Genomic DNA, 24,121 nt, shown 5'->3' with positions numbered 1-24,121 from the left:
CAGAGTATACGTAAATTCTCATCTCTTCTTTATTATGAGCAAAGTTATTATAATCAAAACATTATTATCTATGTAATAAACTTCAAGTAACAAAAAAAGGTATAATTCCCTCTTCTTCATGGATTATACCTTTTCATTTTGTTGGTAATATTTTAATAGAATACTATCATTTATTGTTATACCCATTTGGATTTGCCTTCTGCCATCTCCAAGAATCAACGCACATATCAGATATATTTTTTTCTGCCATCCAATTAAGTTCTGATTTCGCCTTATTCGGATCCGCGTAACAAACTGCTACATCGCCTGGTCTTTTATCAATAATTTGGTAAGGTATTTGCACGTCAGCTGCCTTTTCAAAAGCTTTAACCATTTCCAAAACACTATAACCATTCCCTGTGCCAAGATTATATGCCTCAACCCCAGAACCATTAATTACTTTTTGAAGCGCTTTGAGGTGTCCTTTTGCAAGATCAACTACATGGATGTAATCACGGACTCCCGTTCCATCAATAGTTGGATAATCATCACCAAAAACACGTAGCTTCTCAAGTTTCCCAACAGCTACTTGCGCAATAAAAGGCATTAAATTATTGGGGATACCATTCGGATCTTCTCCAATTCGTCCGCTTTCGTGTGCTCCAATTGGGTTAAAATAACGAAGAAGTGCAACACTCCAACTATCATCAGATATATACAAATCCCGTAATATCTCTTCAATCATTAACTTAGTACGTCCATATGGATTTGTAGCTGAAAGTGGAAAATCCTCAGAAATAGGCATACGTTCGGGCATGCCGTAAACAGTTGCTGAAGAACTAAACACAAGATTTTTCACACCGTATTTATTCATAACTTCACAAAGAATTAGTGTCCCGGTTATATTATTTTGGTAATAGTGAAGTGGAATGGATACAGACTCACCAACAGCTTTCAGTCCAGCAAAATGGATAACGGCTTCAATATCATTTACTGCAAAAACCTTTTCTAGGTTTTCTCTATCAAGCAAGTCAACTTCATAAAATCTAAAGTCTTTATTTGTAAGTTCCTTAACTCGGTTTAAGGACTCTGGTTTACTATTTGAAAAATTATCAATAACCACAATCTCAAAACCACTATTTAGTAATTCAATACAGGTATGTGTGCCGATGTAACCTGCTCCTCCGGTAACTAGTATTGCCATATCCATATACACTCCTGTCTACATTTTTTTCTATATAATGACCTTAAGGCAGTCAATTATTTTCTAATTATGTTCTAATTTGGTAATTATATCACAAAAAGGAAGATTACGATAAAAAGTCTGCAAAGACAACTGTTAATCTTATCCTTTAAACCTTGAACTACCAGAGTGTGTGTTACTCTTAATCGTTCTATTAATTAACTTCTTAACATAGTAGATGCAAATCCTGAAAAGTATATAAACGAAAAAGAAGATCATGAATCCCCAAAGTCCCACAACAGCATCTAAGAAATCCATTTGGCCGCTTCCAGTTATTTTTTGCTGAATTTCAATTGCAAATACAATTACAATTAATACTGTAAGGGTATATATGAATGAGATAGCAGTGATGCTGTACTTTGCAATTTGCTTAAATATTATCTGAACCATTAAAAAGGATAATATTCCAATTATCCCAAAGACCCATAAATGTAAATCTTTGTCTGAGAAACCAAGACCTAAGGAATTACTTAAAGATAAAAGAAGTTCATGGATTTCATTTACAATATTCGATAGAAATAAAATAAGTTCCTTCATAATTCCACCTCTATTATTTTCTTCTTTTACTCAAAAAACTAATATATTTTTAGTTGAAATAAACTAGATGTTCGAATTCAAATGGTTGGCACATTTTGTAATTATATCATAATTATTATAAACCAAACTTATTAACTTGTTTTTGATAAATGTAGTTTTTTCCAATGTTTTGTTTTTTACAAATGCTAACTAGTTCAGATAAGTTGCCTATTAGGTCGATGGCTTTATTATGACAAGGCATTCCAATACTATAACCACAAAAAAGCCATACTCCATTAAATGAGAGTATGGAATCTGTCCTAATTTGCATAGCTGCCTAAATGAGTATTAAAAATGAAAAACCTTTTTATGCCTTAAAATAACGATAAGGAGAATACTCAATAAAGAAATAAATAATCCTAACTTTAAACCTTCTGGAGTATAGGATAGTTTTATTTCATGACTGCCCTCAGGAACATAAATACCAGAATAGGCCATGTGGACTGGGAAAACTTCTGTTTTTTTATTATCAATCGTTGCAGTCCATCCTTTGGCAAATGGAATAGACAGAAAAAGAATGGACCCTTTATTAGCTTCTATTCTACCTGAAATACTATTGTTGCTATATTCAATAATTTGAAGACTATTTTCTTTATATTTATTTATCCATTGTTCATACGTTTTGTAATTACCTAAAGAAACATTCATATTTTTTATTAGGTACTTCCCCGGTTGTAAAATTTGTCTTACCCATTTGGTCTGATCATCCATACCAAATCTGAAAAGTACTTTATTTGTTGTATTCGTATAATGATATTGTGTGGTAATAAACATTCCACCAACCGCATTTTTTTCTAAATAATAATATACCCCTCTATCTGTAGTAAGATCGATCTTTAACCCATCATTTGGTGTGTCAGGAATGATGTCACTAAAAACAAAGAGTTCACCTAATGCATGTCTCTTAACCGGTAATGTAATAATAATCGGTTTTGTTGATTCTACAAAAATTCCTTCATCTGTTTCCTCAACCTTTTCAGCATTTTCAAATTTAGCATTTGAAAGGTCAGCTAGGGAATTACTTGTTAGCGATGAATCTGATTGAAGTTGAAACTGTTTTTTCAGTTTATCAGGGATGATTGCATTTTTTAACATCATTTCTTCTTGATTTTCCATCCCCATTTTTTCAAAATCACTTACAGACATACTATGATCATACAAAAAGCCAATTGGCAGCCAATGATTGTTTCTCTCAATAATGAGGTCTCCCTGTTTCTTTATTGTTTCATATCTATATAGATTTGAGCCTTTTCCACTAAATGCTACATTATACTTATTGCCAAGGAGGGTATTTACAATGGTACTATTTGGATAACCTCTGAGCATGCTTAAGCTTCTACTCCCTAGTTGTCCTAAATCGTCCATTTCAAAACGTTGCAGATTCCATTGTAAAAGAGAAACATAGGCATAAAATAATCGGTATCCATAGGTGATGGAACAAACTTAGTATATGGTGACACAATTTCAACACTTGCGGGAGCGAAGCTTCAAAAAAATTACACATTCTTGTTTTCCATATTGAAGCATGTTTATGAAGCTTCACTTTTTTTATTCAGTTTTTTTGCACAAAAAGAAGACCCATCTTTAGATGGATCTAATATTAAACGAATATGATACAGATTTTTATTCCGTGTAAAATTCCTCTAATGCCTCATTAACATGTATCCAACCTTTCCAGCCTAGATGCATGGTATCTTTTAAAAAGTACTTTTCGTATTCATATTGAGAGAGGTCAGCTACTTCAAACCCCTGCTCTCTCACAATGGAATTAACTTTATGGTAATACTCTTCCCTACGCTCTTTTGGGAATTCTCCATAATCATACCAAAATCCATTAACAGGTACAGAAATAAAGAGTGCTTGTACTTGTTTTTGTTTTAAATATGATAATAAAAATTGAAGATCATTATACTCTGAGGAAACGGAATAAGAACTATTTTTATAAGCACCTTTTAATGTATCTAACCTTTTCTCGATATACTCGTTGTAATATTCATCTTTAATAGAAAATGGATTATTCGTAATTTCCTTATTTCCTTCAAGATTAGCATGATTCATAAGTTCAGTTTTACTTTTATTTTTAACTGTAACTGGTTTGATTGGTTCATAACTAGAAGGTTTCCTTATTAAGGAGTAAATCAAATCCTTTTTTTCCAATATACTCATATGAAAAAAAGCAGCTGGCCTTAATATTGCTAATTTTAATTTTACTGATTTTGAATTTGAAAGGTCAGATTTAAATACTGACATTAGTAATTCATTTTTTTTTACAACTTCAAAATCCATCAGTCGTTTTATCATTTCAATCTTAAACGATTTTTCAATATTATTGTTAAATGCAAGATGGTAAGCCTGAAGCAATGAAAAGTTACTTGTAACATATTCTTCACTTATCCCTCCTGGAACAAACCATTGCGGGGATAAGATAAAAGCGATTTTTCTATCCTTTAGTTCTTTATCAAATTGACTTAATGCCAATAAATGAATGAGTGTTTGTGTACCCCCTCTGCCCATAATAAATGGTGAAAACCCTTTTTGATTCACTAAAAAGTAATTAGAGGGATGAAATTCACTCATGCTTGATAGTTCAGAAGATCCAAAAATAGGAAAATACTGATGATTACTTAGCATCTTATACTGGATGACTTCTCCTTGAAAAACGTCTGAACTTTGTGCAAAAGAAGCCCTATAAACCATTTCATCAGGAATTAGAGGGCTCATCCATTTTACCGGAACCAGGATAAACAATAGAAATAATAATAGTGCAAGAAAAATTGGAGCTACCCGTTTAAAGGTCATGCTTTTCCTCCAACTGTTTAACTATTAAATTAGGCGTTTTCCATTCATCTCTGTCAAATTCAGAAATAGAAACATCAATTTCCAACTTTTCATTTATTAACAATAGTAAGTTGACGACACCAAATGAATCCAAAATTCCTTCTTCGAAAATTTCAATGTTTGGATTTTCTTTTACGATAACATCCTCACATGCTTCTGCAATAACCTCTAATACCTGTTCTCTAAAATTCATTACGAATTGAACCTCCCTTAAATAAATTGTCCTGAAAAGATATAAAATCCAAAACAGATTGCATGAAAAGTTATAATGACTGATACAACTTGTGTTACTCTGGTTTTGGGCCAAAATTTATATTTTTTATTAATCCTTTCAAAGATATCAAATGAAATAATTAAGAAAGCATGATAGAGCCCATATAATATAAAATGAAAGGCTAACCCATGCCATACTCCCATCAGAAAAAATAAACTGAAATACCCTAAATAAGAAATAACGTATCTATCTTTTAGCCATTTCTTCTTTGTCATAAAAAAAACAAAACGCATGTAAACGTAATCTCTAAACCAAAAGGAAAGAGTCATATGCCATCTATTCCAAAAGTCTTTAATATTTCTACTTATAAAAGGCATATTAAAATTCTCCGGGGTCTTTACTCCTAACAAATAACTTATTCCAATTGCAAAAGCACTATAGCCTGCAAAGTCAAAAAATAGATACAAACTATAAGCATACATATAGAATAGCTTTTGGAGGAATGTTTCATTTTGCATAATATAATGATTGGAAAGTAAGTATTCATTCACTAAGTATGCAATAATAAATTTATAAAAAAATCCAATAAAAATTTTATGAATACCTGTCATAAATAAATCTAGGTATTCTCCGCGTTTTACTTCTCCTTGCAATTCTTTTTCAAATCTACGATAGCGGTCAATTGGTCCAGAAGAAATTGTTGGGAAGAACAATAAGAAATAAAAAAGTAAATAGAAAGGAATTTTTTTCTTTAATAGTCCATCCCTTATTTCAATAATCACCTGTAATCCTTTAAAGGTAAGATAGGAAATACCCAAAAAACCAATTGTGGTTTCGATTTTTAAAAATGGATTAATTTTCACAAGTACTAAAGGCAGTATCGATAAAATGACGGTCAAATAAAATATCCAAGAAAAATTCCTTTTATTTCTTATGTACTTATAAAAATAGATTAAACTAAGTTGCCAGATGATAAAAAAGATTAACGACATTAATTCCCATTTACTATTTGAAAAAATAAGCATTACTGCAATTAAGGTGGCAAAAATATCGTATTGCACCGATCTTTTATTCATGATTCTTAATACAATTGCAGGAATTATTAGCAGGATAATGTAATAAAAGAATAAAAATGAACCATATGGGATCATGATAAAACCTCGGCTGCTACTCTTTTACGATCAATTTTTCCGTTATTAGTTAGTGGTAAAGCCTGCACGTACTTAAAAACTCTTGGAACCATATAAGCAGGCAATTGGTTTTGTAATTCCTTCTTAATTGCTTTTGTCAGTTCGAATTCCTTCTGAAATGAATGTTCTGCTGGTAGAACTGTAGCAACTAAATAATCTATCTTTTCTCCGTTGTAATGTGGCAAAATAACCACAGATTTCACATATTGAGATAGCAGGATATTTCTTTCAATTTCTTCTAGTTCCATCCTATATCCGTTTAGTTTAATTTGAAAATCAAGCCTTCCTGCACAGTATAAAACTCCGTTTTTCATATATCCCGAATCACCTGTTTTATAAGCAGGCTTCTCATTAAAAATAAAAAATGACTTTCTAGATAATTCTTCCGCTCTAAAATAACCTTTCCCTACGCTAGGTCCGATAATGATAATTTCGCCTTTTTCTCCATCCCTTAGGATTTCACCGTTTTCACCCATAATTACAATAGTCGTATCTCTCTTACTTGTGCCAACTGGTAACACTGTACTATTAATTAACAAATTATCTGTAATTTTAATAGAAGTCACCGCTACTGTTGTCTCCGTAGGGCCATAGGTATTGTAGATTACTGCTTTTGGAAACCTTTTTCTCAATTCTTTGGCCGTTTGAACAGGCAGTACTTCACCGCAAAACAAAAGAGTTTTTAATTCAGGCAGCATATCTTGATGAAAGGAAGGCTCCATTAGACAAATTTGAATAAAAGAAGGTGTAGAAACCCAAACGTTTAATTCAGATTTATTCAATTCCACAAACATCCGTTTGGGGGATGCTACAATATTCTTGTCTAGAGCAAATATCGTACCTCCACTAGCAAGTGCTGGATAAAGATCCATTACAGATAGGTCAAACGAAAATGGAGCCTGGTTCAAAAAGGTTTGCTTTTCCCTTATATCAAAATCGGCTAAAATCCATTTTACAAAACTATTTAGATTACTTAATGCAATTTGTACACCTTTTGGGTTGCCTGTACTTCCAGAAGTGTAAATAATATAAAAGGTTTCTTCTTCCCCCACCCAAAAGTCCTCAGGAACATGGCTAGGGTTAATGTTTATAACTTCCTTCGGTAGACTGTAATCAAAAATAGAAATATCCGAATTTAATCCACTAACCTCATTGTCGCTAATATTAATTATGTATTCTGCTTCAGAGTTCTCAATTATTTTATTCACTCTATTTTCCGGAATGGTAATATCCACAGGAACATAAGGATGCCCTGCTTTAACGCACGCTAAAAAAGCAACGATCATGGAGGGTTCCATATGACCATAGACAATAATAGGTGATTTCTTTTTCAGATCCAAATTTATAATATGACTTGCCAATTGTTCAGACTGTGCCCAAAGTTCACCAAACGTAATTTTATTTTCTGTATTTACAAACGCCAGTCTTGTAGGATATTCATTAGCTTGTTGTTGAATCTCTTTTAGTACATTCATCTATATCCCTCATTTTTAGAATTCATTATAAATAAAATTACCAGTACCTGTGGCCTTAAAACCATAAAGATATAGTAAAGTACCGAGTACTAATAAATAGAACAATGTCATAAAAATTGGGTTCGTTTTAAGTTTCTTAAAAAAGGTCAATATAAAACCTCCAAGCGCTCTTGTCTAAGTGTATTTTTAAATATTTGCCTTTGTCATTAATTTTCCCAATATCAAATGATACTCTTATGCATTTTGAATGTAAAGTGCTTTACTTTTTTAGATAATAATATTTCTTGTTATTTAACATAATGGACTATTTAAGATGGTTATTTTATTATGTCAAAAAACGTTAGGTCTTTTTAACTTTTACTGGACAAACAAAAAAGGCGAATTATGTAAAAATCCGCCAACTGTTTATTTACAACATTATCTTATATGGTTATATAATTGACTTTCTGTATTTTGAGAAACGGAACCAAGACCGCCAAAGATATAGATATGCTCGGTTTCCCCGTTACTAAAGGTTTTCAAGAATGCATCCACCTTCGGTTCAAGTGAACTAGTTGAAGTAAGGAGAATTGGAGCAAAGTAAATATTGGCAAGAGGTGCACCTGAAAGGGCATCTGGGAATAAGTCTCCTCTTGCAAAGGCAACGGTACTTAAGTCCATTCCATAGTTGTATATTCCATATTTGGCAACATTTATCGAAACTTCATAACGGTCTTTTCCACCAATTCTTTCGATATTTGCAGTGGTGCGAAGCTTTTGAAGTTGATCCACTACAGATTGCTTAACGGTAGCAGGACCGCCAACAATAATAAAGTGTTGGATTTCTGGATGATTTTTAATATACGTTTGGATCGAATCCGGAACATTTCCTGATTGCACTAATAATACTGGCATACCCATTGGGCCTGCGATAGTAGAAGCAGAAAGTGCATCAGGGAAAACTTCACCACTTGCGATGATCGCTGTGTCTGATTCCATTGACTCGGAAATTCTTTCACCAACACTAGCCGAAACCGCATAACGATCTTTTCCGCCAATTCGGTCGATGGTCGTAACACCTAATTCCTTTAACTGTGCTTCTACATTTGTAGAAACAGATCCTGTTCCACCAAGAATAATGGCTTTTTCAGGTGCTAATTTTTTAATTTGGTCTTTCACAGATACTGGAAGACTATTGGTTGACGTTAATAAAATGGGTGCATATTCAGAAGTTGCTAGTGGGCCGCCAGATAGTGCATCAGAAAACACATCACCTTTAGCGATTACCACAGTGCCACTGCTTTCTCCGTCCCAAAAGGTTAATTCTTTACTAATGTTACTTGAAACTTCATAGCGATCTTTCCCCTGAAGCCTTGTTACACCTGGAAGGCTGACGGAATAGTAGGAAACAATTGAATTTCCACTTTCCTCTGTAGCTGTTAACATATAAAGGTTGTCTCCCTTGCCCAAGGTTACATTTTTCTGGAAGGCACCAGGTGAATTCAATTCCTGTATCTCATAAACAGTAGAAAAAGTAAGCGTCTGGGCGTCAGTATTACCCATAAAAGATAATTCAGTTGAAGATCCTTTCGCCAATTGTATTTCTTGATTAGCAGGGCTAGTTACATTTAGATTCGGTAAAGTAGTATCTGGTTGTTGTGAAAACGGTCCCGTTAATCCATATTCATAAGGAATAGAGGCAGCTTCTTCACTATAACCTGATACCGAAAATACATAGGTCCCTGAAGACAATTGGTACGTCCCAGCACTTGATATATCAACATAGTCCTCTGACTCAAGATTATATATGAAGAAACCAATTTCTACATTTTCTGGCTGATTGTCTGTTATTGTAAAATTACCACCATTTGTTTTAAAGATATACTCATGTGCATCGTTTGTGTTAATTTCATTTTTGAATGTCGCTGCGTTCGCAATACTTTGTGTGGTACTAGCTGAAGGTAATGGTTGAACTGTGGTTTCAGCATTTACACTTGGTACTAAGAGCCCAGAAGTTAAAACCAATGCTGAGACAAGTGAGGCATAAAATTTATTGCTTCTTTTCATTAAATTACCACTCCTATTAATTTACGATACTGAAATATTTTTTTAAAAACCTACTTTAAATCTGATACTCTACTGAGAATAATAGAAGTGAGCAGCCTATTAAAGTGAAAGTTAATTCCTGTTTATCAGATGTAGTTTTCTAGATTTAAAGTCAAAACAACACAATCCTTTATTACACACTTCCTTCCTATCTTCATTTCATATCCATATTAGATATTAGTATAAATTTTCCTATTAATCTACAAAAAAATATCACTCTTTTTACAATTCCTACCAAAGTCATAGTACTTCTTTTTACTTAATTAGCTATTTCTTCCGGCACAACCGGTTCAATCGGCTTTTTCGTCTGTTGATTTCTTTCTATAGCTAATATTACAAGGTATATAGGTACAAGAATCAACGCGATGATTTCGACAATAAAATCAAAGTAATACCAAGAAAGTGTTGCTAGGATATCGTAAACGGAGTGCACGATAACAGTTACCCACAGATTTCTTGTCCATAATAAAATCAAGCCAAATAAAAAGCCCATATTCGCAAAGGTCACGATGGCACCAATTTCATATTGCCAGGATTGAACCGAGTTTAAGGTATGATCAATTCCGAATAGGAATGAGGTAACAAACAGCGCAAGCAGGACGAAAATATCACGCTGCCCTTTTTCCCATCTTCTTGGGAAAACCTTTTTAAAAAATATGAGAATTAGAATCATATAAGCTAATCGCCAAACCTCTTCAAATCCGGCAAGGATATCCGTGAAAATATCGTACCCAATACTATCAATCTCGCCAACCACTTCCCACATATTATCCACAGGTTCAATTGCTTGACCAGGTTCCACCTCAGGCACCTCATACGAAACCACTTCTGTATACTCATCCACATATTGCTCATAATCATCGCTAAAATCCTGGAAGGCGTAAGAGGAATAGATATTAATCATCGTACTTCCAAGAATAAAGATCAGGAATGCCCCAATAAATTGGCGTATGACTTGACTCTTTGTTTTTTGAATTCCGTTGCTTAATCTTGGCTGCAGCTTTAATCCGATAAAAAAGGAAGATACCATAATGGCATCATAGATGGTACCCGCCAGGAGGCTGAAACCGCTTAAATAGAGGACAATTTCGACTCCGAACGTGATGGTAAGAAGTGCAAATAAAAGCCTTTTCGAAACAGGCTTGGTTAAATTATTGGTCATTATTATCAGTCCCTGTTCTATGAAATTACTATTTATTGCATATCATTATAAAAACTGTACGGCCAAAATTCCTAGTCCATTTAATAACAGCAGGAAAAGTAAGCACCCAAAAACCCATTTACATATTCTTGACACGGACTTATCCCCTTTAATGTTAATTAGTACTAATTTATCATATTACTAGCAATGTAGCACGAAGGTTTATATTTACAATCATAATCTCCCCATTTATACTTAAAATGAGTAAATATTACCAATTATTAGAATGGGGCTGAAAATTGAAAAAGATCATTTCTATTATCCTATTGATAGTCATTGTATTCGTATTATCCGAAACAAACCCTGGGCGTTCGGAATACATAGAATGGATTACCCATGAAACGATGGATCAATCTTCGAATATCCTTGAAAAAGGGATTCTTTCACTAGCAGGGGAAGAGGTTTTCGATATGGGAACAACGGAATCAGATTACTTCATATTTTCAGTCTACAAAACCGACTTTTCCGAAATCGGCCTAAGTCAGGTCACCTGCATCGGGTTCTTCAATACATTTATTCCAATTTCCAAAAATGAAAAATAAGAAGACCAGTTGCGGTCTTTTTATTTTTATTATTTGATGGAATATTCCTTTTCATCCGATAAAGTTTCAGAACGTAAGTAAATTACTATATTAATAGGAGAAACTGTAAGGGAGATAGTCGGATTGAGTAATTTCTATGTGAAAAATAATAAGGAATATGTAATTGAATCTTTTAAAGCTGTCCTTGACTCTAACCAGAATGCCCTTAAGGATGAAGGGCTTGCCTTTATTCTGAACACACTCGAACATTACCAGAATCAATCAGTTTTTCATGCATTATGGAAATTGATTGAGGACCATGAAAATATCTACAAATATGTACTGGAGTTTATTCATCAACAACAGGACTACAGTAATCTGTTAAAGTTAATTCTTGAAAATAAATTCAACCTCACTCAGGTTGAAGACATTTTATCAGAGATAAATAATCTGCTTGAAACTGCACCCTATTTACGTAAGAACCGTCGTTTTCAGGTACTGGCAATCCAAAAGACAGCAGATGCTGTTGGCAATTCCACCGATCCATATAAAGCAGCTAGTGCTGTACAAGCATTTAACGTAACAAACCTTGAAGTTGATTTTTCAAAAATAAAAGACAAGATGATGGTTTACGCGGAAATTGCGTTAGTAGATGATCTTGAATTACAGAATATGACTCTCAAGGACATCGATGCCTTTGCGCTCCTTTCAACTGGAAAGCTGACTGAGATAGAACTAAAGGATAAAAAAATCATCAGTAAGTACCAGATATTGAAGGTCCTTCACGAACTGTTCACCAAACCTATCGTTTCTGTGGGAGTGATCCTTCAGCGTTTATCACCTGCAAATCGTGAGGAACTTCGAGAGGTATTAAAAAATGTATTGCGGAGTAACCTTTCAGAAAAGTATTTCCAGCATATACTCGCTGCTTTTGATAATGAAGAAGACGGTTATCATTATCCACAGCTTTTTGGATATTTGAGTAAACATGCGGATGATGAGCGAATGTTATCATTTATTAAATGGAGTGCGAGTAACCTTCAGCCTGATCATCATTACCATCGCGCATTGAAGGTCTATTTGAAAACTCATCCAAGGTCAATTTGGAAGAATAAAGATGCTAAAAAAGAACTCCAAATGATTTCAACCGTCAGCTTTAGAAGACTGGTGAAAGAAGTTCAAAATGAAACCGCTAGTCCAGTCGTTAAGTTTTTAAAAAGGTATGGCGGGCTTGTATCCATTGTACTTATCAGCATCATTGTGGTAGGAGGCGGTATTTATCTAGGATATGATGTCTTGTTTGACGAAAATGAAAAGACGGCCTTCTCAAAAACAAACAAACCTGCAGTGCCGGTGGAAATGGAAATGAGTGAGAAAACCTCGTTAGATCCATTTAAACGTTGGGACGCTGGTAATCCCTATGTGTTAACTGTAAATGGAGAACAACAGAAAATAACCTTTGGACAAGCAAATCCAACGGGTGGCAAAAGCCTTGTATTAACGGGCGGGCAAAATATCGAGACTCCTTTTGATTTGGTGATGGATTCAGAGGCTTCTCCCTTTGATGAGAAGGGAGTTTTAAAGGAAGGGGTTTCGCTTTACCATACAGAGCATGATTTCGATAAAAATGGCACCCATGAGCTGGTGATTATGGCACTCAGTCAAACCTATGAATCGTTTGTATGGGTGTACAGTCCGATTTCCGAAAATGGAAGTGTAGGCCTGCGTGCTGACCTAGCCATAAAAGGGATGTCTGATGCCAAATTAGTCGATAATACACTAACACTCCTTGGTGGAGAAGGGCAGTCAGAAACCTACGCTTTCGTCAATCAACAATTTGAGAAGCAATAAAAACCCAGAAAGAACTCAAACCTGTCCAAGTTTGAGGTCTTCCTTTGCTCTTTTGTCCGCCTGGGGTGGACAGTGTCCACGGGCGGTGCCTGTCACCATTTGGTGACAGCACCCTATTTCCCTATTTATCTTCCTTTTCTTCTGCTTCATCTGTTTGGAGGATCTGCTTTAGTTCTCCCTTGTCACCTTTGGCGTTGATGATTTCGAAGATTTGGTTGAGTCCTTGGCTGGTTTGGTCTCTTTCATTTTCTTTTTCCATTGTTTCCTCCAGTTGTAAGTTTATTTTTAATATGCCCAGTTATTTCATTGTATGAACGATTTCTACTGCTTTTTCTAGGGAAACACTTTTTAAAATGCTATGATCTATTCTTACCGCAGTGCCGAAGTGATAACAATTTGTTCCTACCTGTTTATGTACTTCACGGATATTATCCTTTGACAGCCCGCTGCCAATTAGAATCTCCGTTTCCTTACAAATTTCTTTCATTTTCCTTAGGGTTTCCAAGCGTGTTGGCCAGTCGCCATGACCCCCAGAGGTTAAAATGGTTTTAATTTCTTGATATTGATTCAATTTCTCGGCGTTCTGGACTATATTATTGGAATTGTCGATGGCGCGATGAAAGGTTACCTCCATGGTACCTATTTCCGTTAGTACCTCTTCAAGCTGCTGGAAGTCAACATTTCCTTCACCATCCAGCATTCCTAATACTACTCCATTTGCCCCTAAGCTCCGTATAACCCTTATATCATTTTTCATAATCGCAATGTCATCCACTGAATAACAAAATGATTGACCATGTGTTCTAACCATAACATTAACGGGAATGGAAACACTATTGACCACTTTTTCGATTAGCCCATAGCTTGGTGTTATGCCCCCCTCGGTTAAACCTGATACCAGTTCAATTCTGTCTGCACCTGATTTTTCAATTAATTTCGCGTCCTCTATGGTAACGGCAATAAATTCAATTAACATTCTTATTCCTGGTTACTAAAATCTATCAAATTCTATATTTTCGCCTCCGAACCAAGAAAAGGAGACATACCGCGACGATTCTCACGTCATGCCATCAGGAAGGGAATTACACCTTGTCATGAACCTATTGTTCAAGACAGCCCGCGGTGCTCTGTTAGAGCCGGTGATTTGCAGTAGACCATTCCTTCCATTGGTCAGCCTACCACAAAGAATGGATTTTAGTACCAGGATTACACCTCCTTCAGTTGTAATTCCTGGTTCTTACTCATTAATGTTTTATGAATCACATTCCATAGTTTCCAACTATGGTTTTCTTTGAAAGTTTCTATATTTTTTAACAACATAGTCAAAAGATACTGAACGATTTCTTTTGTGATTTCTCCTGAAATATTGGACCTGCGGTTGCTTTTTACATATTCCATTTCATGACAGTAAAAGGTTTTAGATTCTACTAAATTTCCTTGTTTGGTTAAAATAGAAACCGCTATGCGATCAATGTTCACATCAATTCCCGCAAGTAAATCAGACTGAATCTTTTCATTCCCATTCAGCATAGAACCATGGACAACCTCTTCATAAGTGATGTGGACAAAGATCTTACTATTTTTCTGTTTTAACTCAATGGAGTAGGGGATATATTCTTCTATAGGTTTGTTCTTTGAGGTAACACCAACTTCATTGGGTAATACTACCCCAACAACATCATCGAAATATTTATCCGGTACATGTAGTTTGAATCGTAATCTAGGACTCCTTTTTCTACCCTCAACGAGTAGTGGATTGGCCACTTCTATAAAAAACTGCTGTTCCACCACGTCAAATACGATTCGGGTATTCAAATTACCCATTTTTGACTTATCACCGCGAGAATAAAGGGTATTAGAACGTAGACTTTTTCATTCATTACTTGATATTTTCCCTTTTAAACGCTCATAAAAATTCTTTTTTCCACCAAAGATGACGGTTGGAATTGTCTGATCTTCCTGGTGTTTTAATAAAACGGATTCCTTTATTTGAAGTTTTTCTAAGCGGGCACTCAACCCTTTTAAACAGGTCTCAAGAGGGACTTTTTTCGGCCTTTTCCTACCTGTCTGATAATCTTCTAATTTCATGCGGGTCTTATTAATTTTCCCTTGTACCCCTTGGATTCTTAAGGGTAAAAGTTCTCTTTGACTTGAGTTTATTGCTTGGGCTTGCATCACAGCATCTTCAGCATATCTTTTGTTCAAATGAAAGAGAGCACTTATTGATTTAATTAATTTGCCTGACTGTTCACCCTCTAACAAGCGATTAAAGGAATACCGCAATGCAGCGCAAAAAACAGTTATTATTCGATTTAGTTCTTCAAAATCGGCGGCACTTCCATTGTCTATTTGGCAAATTTTCGTTATCTTCATTCCACCCACCCTTTTAGAACAAATGTTCTATGTTAATTATAGGGTTTTATCGGAAGGAAGGCAAGAATTTAGGCCCTTTTCTTTTGTCAGATTTTAATACTATTTTGTAGTTTCTTATAGATTTATTTAAGCAGTTACAACCTCCTTCATACATACCAGTTTGACCAAAGAACTCCTATTAATTACTTATTTAACTTATAAACGTTATTAATTGCTCAACATTTCACAAAGTGTTCAAACAATTCCAAAAAATGAGTGATTCAAATCACTAGGGTATTTCTTACAGAATTTACAATGAAAGTGTAAACAATTTAATTAAAGGGGTAGAATCAAATGAGAAATTTCTTGAAGTTTGCTAGTGTTATAGTCACCTCTGTAATGGTTTTAAGTGCTTGTAATTCTGCCAACGATACACAGTCTGTAAAAGTAGCAAAAGCTAATACTGCCTCACAAGTCATTGAACCTCATAAAAATCTCAATCAAAAGCCAATTCCACTCAACATAGAACGTGTCGGTGAACACGAAGTCAATATTGACATGACCGCACAAATTACCGATATTGAAATCACCAAGGGAAATATGTACAAAGCATGGACATTTAATGGTGAAGCCCCAGGACCAGTCATTGTTGTGAATGAAGGCGATACCATTAACTTTACATTAAAAAACATGGATCCGTCCATCCCGCACAGCATGGATTTTCATGCCGTTCATGCCTCCCCATCAAAGGATTTTATAGATATCATGCCAAATGAATCTGGCAGCTTTACCTATCCAGCGAACAATCCTGGAGTTTTCATGTACCACTGTGGTACAAAACCAGTTTTATCCCATATCGCCAATGGAATGCACGGAACCATTATTGTTAAACCTAAAAGCGGCTATCCGACTGATTCTGAAATTGACCGTGAATTTGTCATCGTTCAAAATGAATGGTATAAATACAACGACTTAGAGGATTTTACAAATGGGGTTCCGAGTCAAGTGGTCTTCTCTGCTAAAGCATTAAAAGAAGGCGATTTGAATACAAACGGTACCGTTGGCGCACTAGTCGACACTCCTCTCCTTGCAAAGGTTGGAGACAAGGTCAGGATTTATATTAACAATGTGGGGCCAAATGAAGTCAGCAGCTTTCATGTGGTCGGAACCGTATTTGACAATGTTTATATCGATGGTAATCCATTTAACCTCATGAAAGGTTTGCAAACTGTAATGCTGCCAGCAAGCGGCGGGGCTGTTGTTGAATTCACCGTCACAAAAGAAGGCAGTTATCCCATTGTGACACATCAGTTTAACCATGCAACCAAGGGCGCTGTTGGAATCTTGAAAGTAACAAAAGATGGACTGGATGATGGAAGCCAAGCTATGTCACACTAAACTGACTGTCAAAAAGCATCGGAAATTTCTCCGATGCTTTTTCCTATGAAACTTCTAGGCTAGTAGTTATCAACAAAGGTTATAAGAATTGCAAGTTACTGTGGAACTTATCCACAGTTATAGATGTGCTTAAATAGTTTATTTTTGAAATATCCACAAATCAAAAAAAAATATCCACATTATAAACATACTTATTCACATCTGTTGATTATTTACTCACATTCCTCCCCACTCTATCCACAACTTATCCCCAAAGTAAAAAGCCTGGAAACCCCAGGCTTTGTTCTATATTCTTGCTCCTAATTCAATTGCTTTACTGTTGTGATACAATGACTTCACCTTAAGCTCGCACTTAAGTTCCTCACTTAAACAATCATTTTGCATCATTTCCATATGCCGATACTGAAATACATGATAATAATATTTACCCCATAATACTACATTTTTCAAAAACACAAAGAAAACCTCCTCTATTGATTTACATAAACCGCAGAGGATCGTGTTCGGTAACTGGCTGGCATCGTCCTAAAACATTAGCCCCTTTAGTTTTGCGTCACCATTTTTCAATAGCTTTGCCATTTCGTACGATTTATGTGTTTAATAGAACTATATGATACAACTAAATGATAAAAAAGAGTCTTAGGTCCTACTTTGATTCCATATCCAATTTTCCCAATAGGCTACTATTCCTGTTTTATAATAAAGACGTTGTTGGGTGTCGAAAGTTGTAACATAATGTATTATATTGACGTCAAATATGATTAGAAAATCTTTATGTAAGGAGTTAAATTTTGAAAAAATATGTTTTAATGATTGTCAGTATTATCTTGATATCCTCCCTCTTGTCAGGTTGCTCTGAAAAAATTCTACTTGCGAAAACAAATCCGGAACAGTCTGAAATCTCTCATAAGGTACAGCCAGACAACGAAAGTAAGGATGCAGAGACAGCAGATCAAAGGCAGAATGATGTCGAAAATCACTTGAATAAATCTGTGGAAAACTTGAACCCGAAAAAACAGGCAGAAACCCCTCCTGTGAATCAAACACCAGGTGAACCGCGAGCTGGTCAAACACCAGATTCAACACCAGCAAAAAATAATCACGACAGTGTCCAGGTTATTTCGAATCCAGCAAGCATACCAGTGCTAGTTAACCAACAAAATAAGCTGCCAGATCGTTATAATCCAACAGATCTTGTTTATACGAAAATACCCTTTATATCTGGAGCAACTAACGAAAAACGTAAAATGCGCTCGGAAGCAGCAGCCGCAATCAATGAATTATTTGCCGGAGCTAAAGAGCAAGGTATTTCCTTATTAGGTGTATCCGGCTATCGATCTCATGCAACCCAAACGAAATTGTTTAACTATTATGTAAACCGTGACGGATATAATAAGGCAAGAACCTATAGTGCATTGCCTGGTACAAGTGAACATGAAACGGGTCTTGCTATTGATGTTACCGGCGGCAATGGAAAGTGTGCAGCAGAAGATTGTTTTGGCGGTACAAACGAAGCGGTTTGGCTAGAAAAGCATGCTGCAGAATACGGGTTTATTATTAGATATCCACAAGGGAAGAAAAACATAACCGGCTATCAATATGAACCTTGGCATCTTCGCTATGTTGGGAAAAAGATTGCTCTTGATATCATGACTTCCGGTATTACTCTCGAAGAATACTTTAACGAAGTACCAGTTTCTAATTAGCAAAAAGCGTCAAGTTCCGTAATTGGAACTTGACGCTTTTGTTATTTACCTTTGATTTCTAAGAGTTTTACTCTTAAGTCATTTTCCATATTTGCCAGTTCTTGTTCAGCCAGGCGGCGTTTGTGGCGCCCTTCTTCTTGTATGCGCATCGTTTCTTCAAGCGTGGTGATTAAGTTCTCCTGTGTCTTCTTAAGGGTCTCGATATCCACAAGACCACGCTCATTTTCTTTCGCTGTCTCAATCGTATTTGTTTTGAGCATTTCTGCATTTTTCAATAACAGCTCATTAGTGGTTTGTGATACCTTTTTCTGAGCTTCCACAGCGTGACGCTGACGAATGAGGGTTAGCGCAATCGCTACTTGGTTTTTCCAAAGCGGAATGGCCGTCATGATCGATGATTGTATTTTTTCCACAAGCGCTTGGTTCGTGTTTTGAATCAGGCGGATTTGCGGAGCACTCTGGATGGTAATTTCACGACTCAATTTCAAATCGTATAAGCGTTTATCCAAACGGTCTGCAAACTGAATCATATCATTGACTTCTTGGAATTTCATTTGGTCATTTGTTGTCTCTGCTGCCCTTTTCATTTCTGGAATCGTTTTTTGATGGAGCTCTTCCAGCTTAATTTCTCCAGCAGCAATATAAACGTTTAAAGCATGGAAATATTCTTTATTTGTTTCATAAAGTTGTTCAAGCAATTTAATGTCGGATAACAGCACGTTCTTGCTCCGGTCTAGTTTCACACTAATCCGGTCAATTTGTGCCCCTGTCTTTTGATATTTGGACAGTACCTCTTGAAGAGAATTTGAGATTTTCCCAAACATACGTCCGAAAAAGGATGGCTTCCCATCCTTTAATTCATCCGGATTGACCTCATCAAGGCGCTTCATTAAATCACTGATAATTTCGCCAACCTCACCGATATCCTTTTTCTGTACATGCTCAAGCATCGTATGTGAAAAGCTTAAAAGCTTCCCTTGTGCTTGGGTACCATACGTAATCATCGCCTGGTGGTTTTTCGGGTCAATTTGTTCTGCAAGCTGGTAGGCTTTTGCACGGTTTTCTTCCGGAATGACATCAATCAGCTTAGCAGGCTTTGCTTCCTGAAGCTGTGGTGATGGCTGGGTTTGTGGAGCTAATTCTTGTTTTTCACCAAACGGGTTGGCAAGGATATCATCTAATAAATTTCCAGTTTTATTCAACTGCGGTGAGTTATTTTCACTCATTTTAGCTTCCTCCTTTCATCTATGATTTTAGGATCATTGAGTTTTTTGATGGAATGCTTGGCAACATCAATTTCAAAGTTCAAGGAATCTAAATCATCTTCAACCACATGATAGAGATCCTCTTCTAATGCCTTTGTAAGGTCGTTTAAGGTTTGGCGTGTCTCGTATAATGAAACATCAATCTCATGACTTTTCTTAGGCTGCTGCGCTAAAAACCGATATTTCTCTGTAAGCTCGACAACGGAATCTAAATGAGAAAAGTAAAATTTTTCAGCTTTATAAAAGCGCTTAGGTTCTGCTTGCGTCATGCTTTGTATTTTCCTTGTAATCCGTAGAACTTCCAGTCTCTGCTTTAATGTAGAAAGATCGCGAATGGAAAATAGCGACTTATTCAGGCGATTAACTTTTTGTTTGGCCTCATCAAGGTTTTTCTTTATATAACGATATTCTTTTCTGGTAAGCTGTTGTTTTTTTAAAAAGCGGGATGTCATGACCCCGGATGTAATCTTGTAAACGATGACTCCGCCTGCTAATGAAATGGCGCTCGACATCAAAAATGTTAAATCGAATGCAAAATAGCTTAAAAACCATACCGTGACAGCCGATGGAACAGTCACAACACTTTGGACTAAAAACGTTAAAAATCGGTTCATCATAATCGACTCCTGACTAAAAAATCCTTTATATTCATACGAATGAACAACAAAAATGTTTCAACCAAAACAAAATACCACAAAAGTGGGACTTCCTTCAGTACTTCAACAATACACCATAAAAATCCTGCTTTCCATAGACCACAAACGTAAACAAGACTAAGACCTAAGACGTATTTTTTGTTGATCGTTGTTTGTGACAGTAGATGGTGACAGTAGATGGTGACAGGCACCGCTCGTGGACACTGTCCATCTAGGGTGGACACTTCCCCCTCAGGAGGAAAGCGGCCACCTCTCTCCTGCTGTTTAAGATTATCTAGGCTATAGTCCAAGAGGAATACCCAGGTACACATAGGATATGAAGGTAACACATGAAAATATTTAAATTATTAGATAGAGGAGTGCGATGAAACAAATGTATCAATCATTTGGAATGCCCTATGATTATCGATATGGACAACAAGGAGGCCAGCATGGTAGCGGTCACCACGGTGGCGGACATCACGGCGGTGGACATCATGGCGGCGGGCATCATGGCGGCGGGCATCACGGTGGGCATCATGGCGGCTTTAATTTAGGTAATGTAGGTGCTGGACTGCTTGGCCTTGGATTAGGTTATTTAGGTTCAAGTATTGGCGGCGGTTATGGTCCTGGTTATGGATACGGTGGTTATGGTCCAGGTTACGGTGCTGGCTACGGATATCCTGGAGGTTACCCTGGATATGGACCTGGTGGTTATGGTCCTGGTTATGGCATGTATGGACCGGGATATGGTCCTGGAATGGGTGGTTATGGCGAAGGTTTTGGCCAAGGTTATTGATCTTCTATAAAGATAAAGTGTGAGGTCCTTATGTAAAATACAGGACCTCACGCTTTTTTTATATTATTAAGTTATTTTTAATGTTTTTTTGTTTCAGCAGGTGTAAAATGTTTCTCAAAGGAAACATTTCTGTGTTCGCGCATATATAATACTATTCAAAACCTTCAAACATAAAAAACATAAAAAAATAAAGGGAGAAGAGACTATGACAGAGAATCTGCTATTAGCGTTTGGACTGACATTATTTGCAGGCCTTGCAACAGGTATAGGAAGTCTGCTCGCATTTTTTACATCACATACCAATACTAAATTTCTATCGGTTACCCTTGGATTTTCTGCTGGTGTCATGATCTATGTATCCATGGTAGAGATTTTTGTAAAAGCAAAGGTAGCTCTTGTAGATGCAATGGGTGTTGTTCCGGGGAACTGGTTAACGGTTGGTGGATTTTTCGGGGGCATGCTTTTGATTGCTGCCATTGACAAATTTATACCAAAGCAATCAAACCCGCATGAATTAAAAACAGTAGAAGATATGAATCAGCCAGGTCCCATTGACGGGAAAAATCCTGACCTTTTAAAAATGGGAACATTTACGGCACTTGCCATAGGTATCCACAACTTTCCTGAAGGCATTGCTACCTTCACTTCGGCTTTACAGGACCCTGCGCTAGGGATCGCCATCGCGGTTGCGATAGCCATCCATAACATCCCAGAGGGTATTGCCGTTTCTGTGCCTGTTTACTTTGCTACAGGCGATAAGAAAAAGGCTTTCAAACTATCATTCTTGTCCGGCCTATCGGAACCAATTGGTGCAATCGTTGCCTATCTATTCTTAATGCCTTTCCTAAACGATGTTATGTTCGGAATCATCTTCGCAGCAGTTGCGGGAATCATGGTGTTCATCTCCCTGGATGAATTATTACCTGCCGCAAAAAGATATGATGAATCCCATCTAGCAATCTATGGCCTCATTGCCGGTATGGCCGTCATGGCACTTAGCCTATTACTATTCATCTAAACAAAAATTTCAATTGAATGCATAAAGCCAGCAAATCGCTGGCTTTTTTTCATGTTCAATTCAGGAAGGTGTCCGCCTAAGGGTTGGAAGTGTCCACCCTAGGTGGAAAGTGTCCACGAGCGGTGACAGGCACCAAGGTAGGCACCAGGGTTCTTTATTTTTAGGTACAAAGTTTCAAGGTTAATTTAGGGGCATATATTAGATGGAAAATTCCAAAATTTATGGAAGAGGGTGAATTTATTGATGAAAAGGGCCCTTTTTACAATTCCGCTTTGTTTGATACTCATTGGGGTGATGGTTACTTCTTTTGTTCTACTGGGTATTAAGCCAAGCTCTTCGAATATTTCTCAAGCTCAAAAGCTAGCGGAATATACGAAGCCAGCGGTTGTTCGGATACTAGGCTATTCTGTTGTTGGTTGGCAGTTTAACAATCCAAATGACCCTGAGGTAGAGGCCATACTAAGTCAATTAAACTACCAGTCTGTGGTAGGGGGCTCTGGTTCTGGTGCAATAATCAGCTCTGATGGGTATATTGTCACGAACGCCCATGTTGTTGAAGCAGCTCAGATGGAAGACGAAGATATTGCCAATGCTGCATTTGATCAGCTTGTTACGATTATGGCAGATTATTTTCAGGTAGATTATGAAACAGCGTATGAATACATGCTGACTTATACGCAATACACTGAGATTCAAAGAGTTATTAAGGTCATTTTACCAGGCGGGGACATTCTTGATGGTGAAGTGAAAAGCTATGGTGCACCTGTCAATGAGGGTAAAGATGTAGCGGTACTTAAGATTGAAGGGAAAAACCTTCCTACATTGAAGCTTGGAAATTCTGATAATATCCAAAACCAGGATAACATTTGGGTAAGCGGCTACCCAGCTGCTGCCGATTCTGATTTGCTATCACCTGATTCCTCTCTTGTATCTTCAATGAATGCTGGCCAAATTTCTGCTACTGATAAGAAAACGGAGCAAGGAAGCCCGGTTATTCAAATTAATGCAGCCGCCACACATGGGAATAGCGGCGGGCCAGTTATCAATGAAAAAGGCGAAATCATTGGACTACTCACCTTTAGAGGTGATACTGTTAATGGCCAAGAGGTTCAAGGCTTCAACTTTTCTGTACCGGTGAATACCGTTAAAGAATTTACAAATCAGGCCGGAGCGAAAAATAGTTCAAGCAACACAGATAAACTTTATAAGGAAGGGCTAGAGCTTTATTGGGGCGGCTATTATGATAACGCTCTTGAAAAGTTCGAAGCGGTACAGAGGCTCTATCCAAACCATTCCGAAATCAAAAAGCTCATCACGAATTCCGAACAACGAGCTGGTGACAGTAAAACTTTATGGTCCGATTATAAAACCATCTTCTATATCGCAGATGGAGTTGCCGCTTTACTAGTAATACTGCTCTTAGTATTCACCTTTGCCTTTAAACCGAAAAACAGACCTGCACCTGCTGTAGCAGCACCGCAGATACCGCCAGCACCACCAACGCCACAGGTACCGGAAAACACCATTCCAGACCTAAACAACGATGGCAAAATTGACGTCCAAGACATCATACTCGCCCTCCAAGAGCAGCAAAAGAAACAACAGAAAAAAGACGAAGAAAACGATAGTTAAAAGATGATGGTTTATATAAATGTATAAATGGATGTATAAATGAAGGAAAATGAATAAATGGTGACAGTGAATTGCGCCCATCATAGTTGACACGAATAATACCGGAAATCTATGGCCATAATCGTCATAAAGGGAGTGATTCA

Annotated in this window: 24 protein-coding genes and 1 riboswitch; of the genes, 7 read left to right on the top strand and 17 right to left on the bottom strand. The window is 36.6% G+C overall.

All coding sequences use genetic code 11. The features are described from left to right. Nucleotides 1–166: 166 nt before the first annotated feature. From galE to ACY3XC_RS12760, 10 genes are all read right to left on the bottom strand, one after another. The gene (gene galE / locus ACY3XC_RS12805; protein ID WP_464868901.1) at nt 167–1,183 is read right to left on the bottom strand and encodes a UDP-glucose 4-epimerase GalE; all 1,017 of its coding nucleotides are present in this window, start codon (nt 1,181–1,183) and stop codon (nt 167–169) included. 141 nt (nt 1,184–1,324) lie between these two features. After that, the gene (locus ACY3XC_RS12800) at nt 1,325–1,759 is read right to left on the bottom strand and encodes a hypothetical protein (protein WP_464868900.1); all 435 of its coding nucleotides are present in this window, start codon (nt 1,757–1,759) and stop codon (nt 1,325–1,327) included. Nucleotides 1,760–2,086: 327 nt separating this feature from the next. Further along, on the bottom strand, nt 2,087–3,232 hold the full coding sequence (locus tag ACY3XC_RS12795; RefSeq protein WP_464869248.1) for a YfhO family protein: 1,146 nt from the start codon (nt 3,230–3,232) through the stop codon (nt 2,087–2,089). Between the two features lie 189 nt (nt 3,233–3,421). Beyond that, entirely contained in the window at nt 3,422–4,597 is a 1,176-nt protein-coding gene (gene dltD, locus ACY3XC_RS12790) for a D-alanyl-lipoteichoic acid biosynthesis protein DltD (RefSeq protein ID WP_464868899.1), read from the bottom strand. Next, nucleotides 4,587–4,829, bottom strand: a complete 243-nt coding sequence (gene dltC / locus ACY3XC_RS12785; protein WP_464868898.1) for a D-alanine--poly(phosphoribitol) ligase subunit 2 — start codon at nt 4,827–4,829, stop codon at nt 4,587–4,589. Before dltC ends, dltD begins: the two co-directional genes overlap by 11 nt. A gap of 17 nt (nt 4,830–4,846) precedes the next feature. Then, nucleotides 4,847–6,001, bottom strand: coding sequence for a D-alanyl-lipoteichoic acid biosynthesis protein DltB (gene dltB, locus ACY3XC_RS12780; protein WP_464868897.1), 1,155 nt, complete (start codon nt 5,999–6,001; stop codon nt 4,847–4,849). Continuing rightward, nucleotides 5,998–7,515 carry a D-alanine--poly(phosphoribitol) ligase subunit DltA gene (gene dltA, locus ACY3XC_RS12775; RefSeq protein ID WP_464868896.1) on the bottom strand — a complete coding sequence of 506 codons (1,518 nt, stop codon included), beginning with the start codon at nt 7,513–7,515 and terminating at the stop codon, nt 5,998–6,000. Before dltA ends, dltB begins: the two co-directional genes overlap by 4 nt. Before the next feature lie 15 nt (nt 7,516–7,530). Continuing rightward, nucleotides 7,531–7,665 (bottom strand): teichoic acid D-Ala incorporation-associated protein DltX, encoded by a 135-nt coding sequence (gene dltX, locus ACY3XC_RS12770; protein WP_464868895.1) that lies wholly within the window; start codon nt 7,663–7,665, stop codon nt 7,531–7,533. Nucleotides 7,666–7,932: 267 nt separating this feature from the next. Next, nucleotides 7,933–9,561, bottom strand: a complete 1,629-nt coding sequence (locus ACY3XC_RS12765) for a cell wall-binding repeat-containing protein (protein WP_464868894.1) — start codon at nt 9,559–9,561, stop codon at nt 7,933–7,935. A gap of 298 nt (nt 9,562–9,859) precedes the next feature. Continuing rightward, nucleotides 9,860–10,762, bottom strand: a complete 903-nt coding sequence (locus ACY3XC_RS12760) for a lysostaphin resistance A-like protein (protein ID WP_464868893.1) — start codon at nt 10,760–10,762, stop codon at nt 9,860–9,862. A 278-nt stretch (nt 10,763–11,040) separates the two neighbouring features. Between ACY3XC_RS12760 and ACY3XC_RS12755 the strand changes: the two genes are divergently transcribed. Together ACY3XC_RS12755 and ACY3XC_RS12750 are read left to right on the top strand one after the other, a co-directional pair. After that, complete coding sequence (locus ACY3XC_RS12755; protein WP_464868892.1) at nt 11,041–11,343, top strand: hypothetical protein; 303 nt, start codon at nt 11,041–11,043, stop codon at nt 11,341–11,343. A gap of 123 nt (nt 11,344–11,466) precedes the next feature. Further along, nucleotides 11,467–13,173, top strand: coding sequence for a hypothetical protein (locus ACY3XC_RS12750; RefSeq protein ID WP_464868891.1), 1,707 nt, complete (start codon nt 11,467–11,469; stop codon nt 13,171–13,173). 121 nt (nt 13,174–13,294) lie between these two features. Here ACY3XC_RS12750 and ACY3XC_RS12745 read toward each other — a convergent pair whose 3' ends face one another. From ACY3XC_RS12745 to ACY3XC_RS12730, 4 genes are all read right to left on the bottom strand, one after another. Further along, the gene (locus ACY3XC_RS12745) at nt 13,295–13,432 is read right to left on the bottom strand and encodes a hypothetical protein (protein WP_464868890.1); all 138 of its coding nucleotides are present in this window, start codon (nt 13,430–13,432) and stop codon (nt 13,295–13,297) included. 39 nt (nt 13,433–13,471) lie between these two features. Beyond that, nucleotides 13,472–14,149, bottom strand: a complete 678-nt coding sequence (locus tag ACY3XC_RS12740) for a copper homeostasis protein CutC (protein WP_464868889.1) — start codon at nt 14,147–14,149, stop codon at nt 13,472–13,474. A gap of 230 nt (nt 14,150–14,379) precedes the next feature. After that, nucleotides 14,380–14,997, bottom strand: a complete 618-nt coding sequence (locus tag ACY3XC_RS12735; protein WP_464868888.1) for a hypothetical protein — start codon at nt 14,995–14,997, stop codon at nt 14,380–14,382. A 48-nt stretch (nt 14,998–15,045) separates the two neighbouring features. Beyond that, a complete protein-coding gene (locus ACY3XC_RS12730; protein WP_464868887.1) occupies nt 15,046–15,546 on the bottom strand; it encodes a transposase in 501 nt (166 codons plus the stop codon). A 333-nt stretch (nt 15,547–15,879) separates the two neighbouring features. Between ACY3XC_RS12730 and ACY3XC_RS12725 the strand changes: the two genes are divergently transcribed. Further along, nucleotides 15,880–16,923, top strand: a complete 1,044-nt coding sequence (locus ACY3XC_RS12725) for a multicopper oxidase domain-containing protein (RefSeq protein ID WP_464868886.1) — start codon at nt 15,880–15,882, stop codon at nt 16,921–16,923. A gap of 285 nt (nt 16,924–17,208) precedes the next feature. Here ACY3XC_RS12725 and ACY3XC_RS12720 read toward each other — a convergent pair whose 3' ends face one another. Then, nucleotides 17,209–17,379: a hypothetical protein gene (locus ACY3XC_RS12720; protein WP_464868885.1), complete on the bottom strand. Its 171-nt coding sequence runs from the start codon at nt 17,377–17,379 to the stop codon at nt 17,209–17,211. Nucleotides 17,380–17,425: 46 nt separating this feature from the next. Further along, a riboswitch (cyclic di-GMP riboswitch) is annotated at nt 17,426–17,510 on the bottom strand. A 204-nt stretch (nt 17,511–17,714) separates the two neighbouring features. On the opposite strand from ACY3XC_RS12720, the gene ACY3XC_RS12715 reads away from it, so the two are divergent. Continuing rightward, a complete protein-coding gene (locus ACY3XC_RS12715; protein WP_464868884.1) occupies nt 17,715–18,629 on the top strand; it encodes a M15 family metallopeptidase in 915 nt (304 codons plus the stop codon). Between the two features lie 41 nt (nt 18,630–18,670). On the opposite strand, the gene ACY3XC_RS12710 is transcribed toward ACY3XC_RS12715, so the two are convergent. Continuing rightward, nucleotides 18,671–19,855, bottom strand: coding sequence for a toxic anion resistance protein (locus tag ACY3XC_RS12710; RefSeq protein ID WP_464868883.1), 1,185 nt, complete (start codon nt 19,853–19,855; stop codon nt 18,671–18,673). Beyond that, nucleotides 19,852–20,508, bottom strand: coding sequence for a 5-bromo-4-chloroindolyl phosphate hydrolysis family protein (locus ACY3XC_RS12705; protein ID WP_464869247.1), 657 nt, complete (start codon nt 20,506–20,508; stop codon nt 19,852–19,854). The genes ACY3XC_RS12710 and ACY3XC_RS12705 overlap by 4 nt, the downstream gene beginning before the upstream one ends. Before the next feature lie 406 nt (nt 20,509–20,914). Between ACY3XC_RS12705 and ACY3XC_RS12700 the strand changes: the two genes are divergently transcribed. The 3 genes from ACY3XC_RS12700 to ACY3XC_RS12690 all read left to right on the top strand — a co-directional run bounded on the left by ACY3XC_RS12700 (nt 20,915) and on the right by ACY3XC_RS12690 (nt 23,978). Further along, the gene (locus tag ACY3XC_RS12700) at nt 20,915–21,328 is read left to right on the top strand and encodes a hypothetical protein (protein ID WP_464868882.1); all 414 of its coding nucleotides are present in this window, start codon (nt 20,915–20,917) and stop codon (nt 21,326–21,328) included. Between the two features lie 205 nt (nt 21,329–21,533). Next, complete coding sequence (gene zupT, locus ACY3XC_RS12695) at nt 21,534–22,346, top strand: zinc transporter ZupT (RefSeq protein WP_179156627.1); 813 nt, start codon at nt 21,534–21,536, stop codon at nt 22,344–22,346. A gap of 243 nt (nt 22,347–22,589) precedes the next feature. Beyond that, a complete protein-coding gene (locus ACY3XC_RS12690; RefSeq protein ID WP_464868881.1) occupies nt 22,590–23,978 on the top strand; it encodes a S1C family serine protease in 1,389 nt (462 codons plus the stop codon). Nucleotides 23,979–24,121 lie beyond the last annotated feature (143 nt).

This window comes from Bacillus sp. CZDM1, assembly GCF_055502545.1.
The sequence above is the reverse complement of the archived record's forward strand: the minus strand, read 5'-3'. Positions and strand labels throughout refer to the sequence as shown.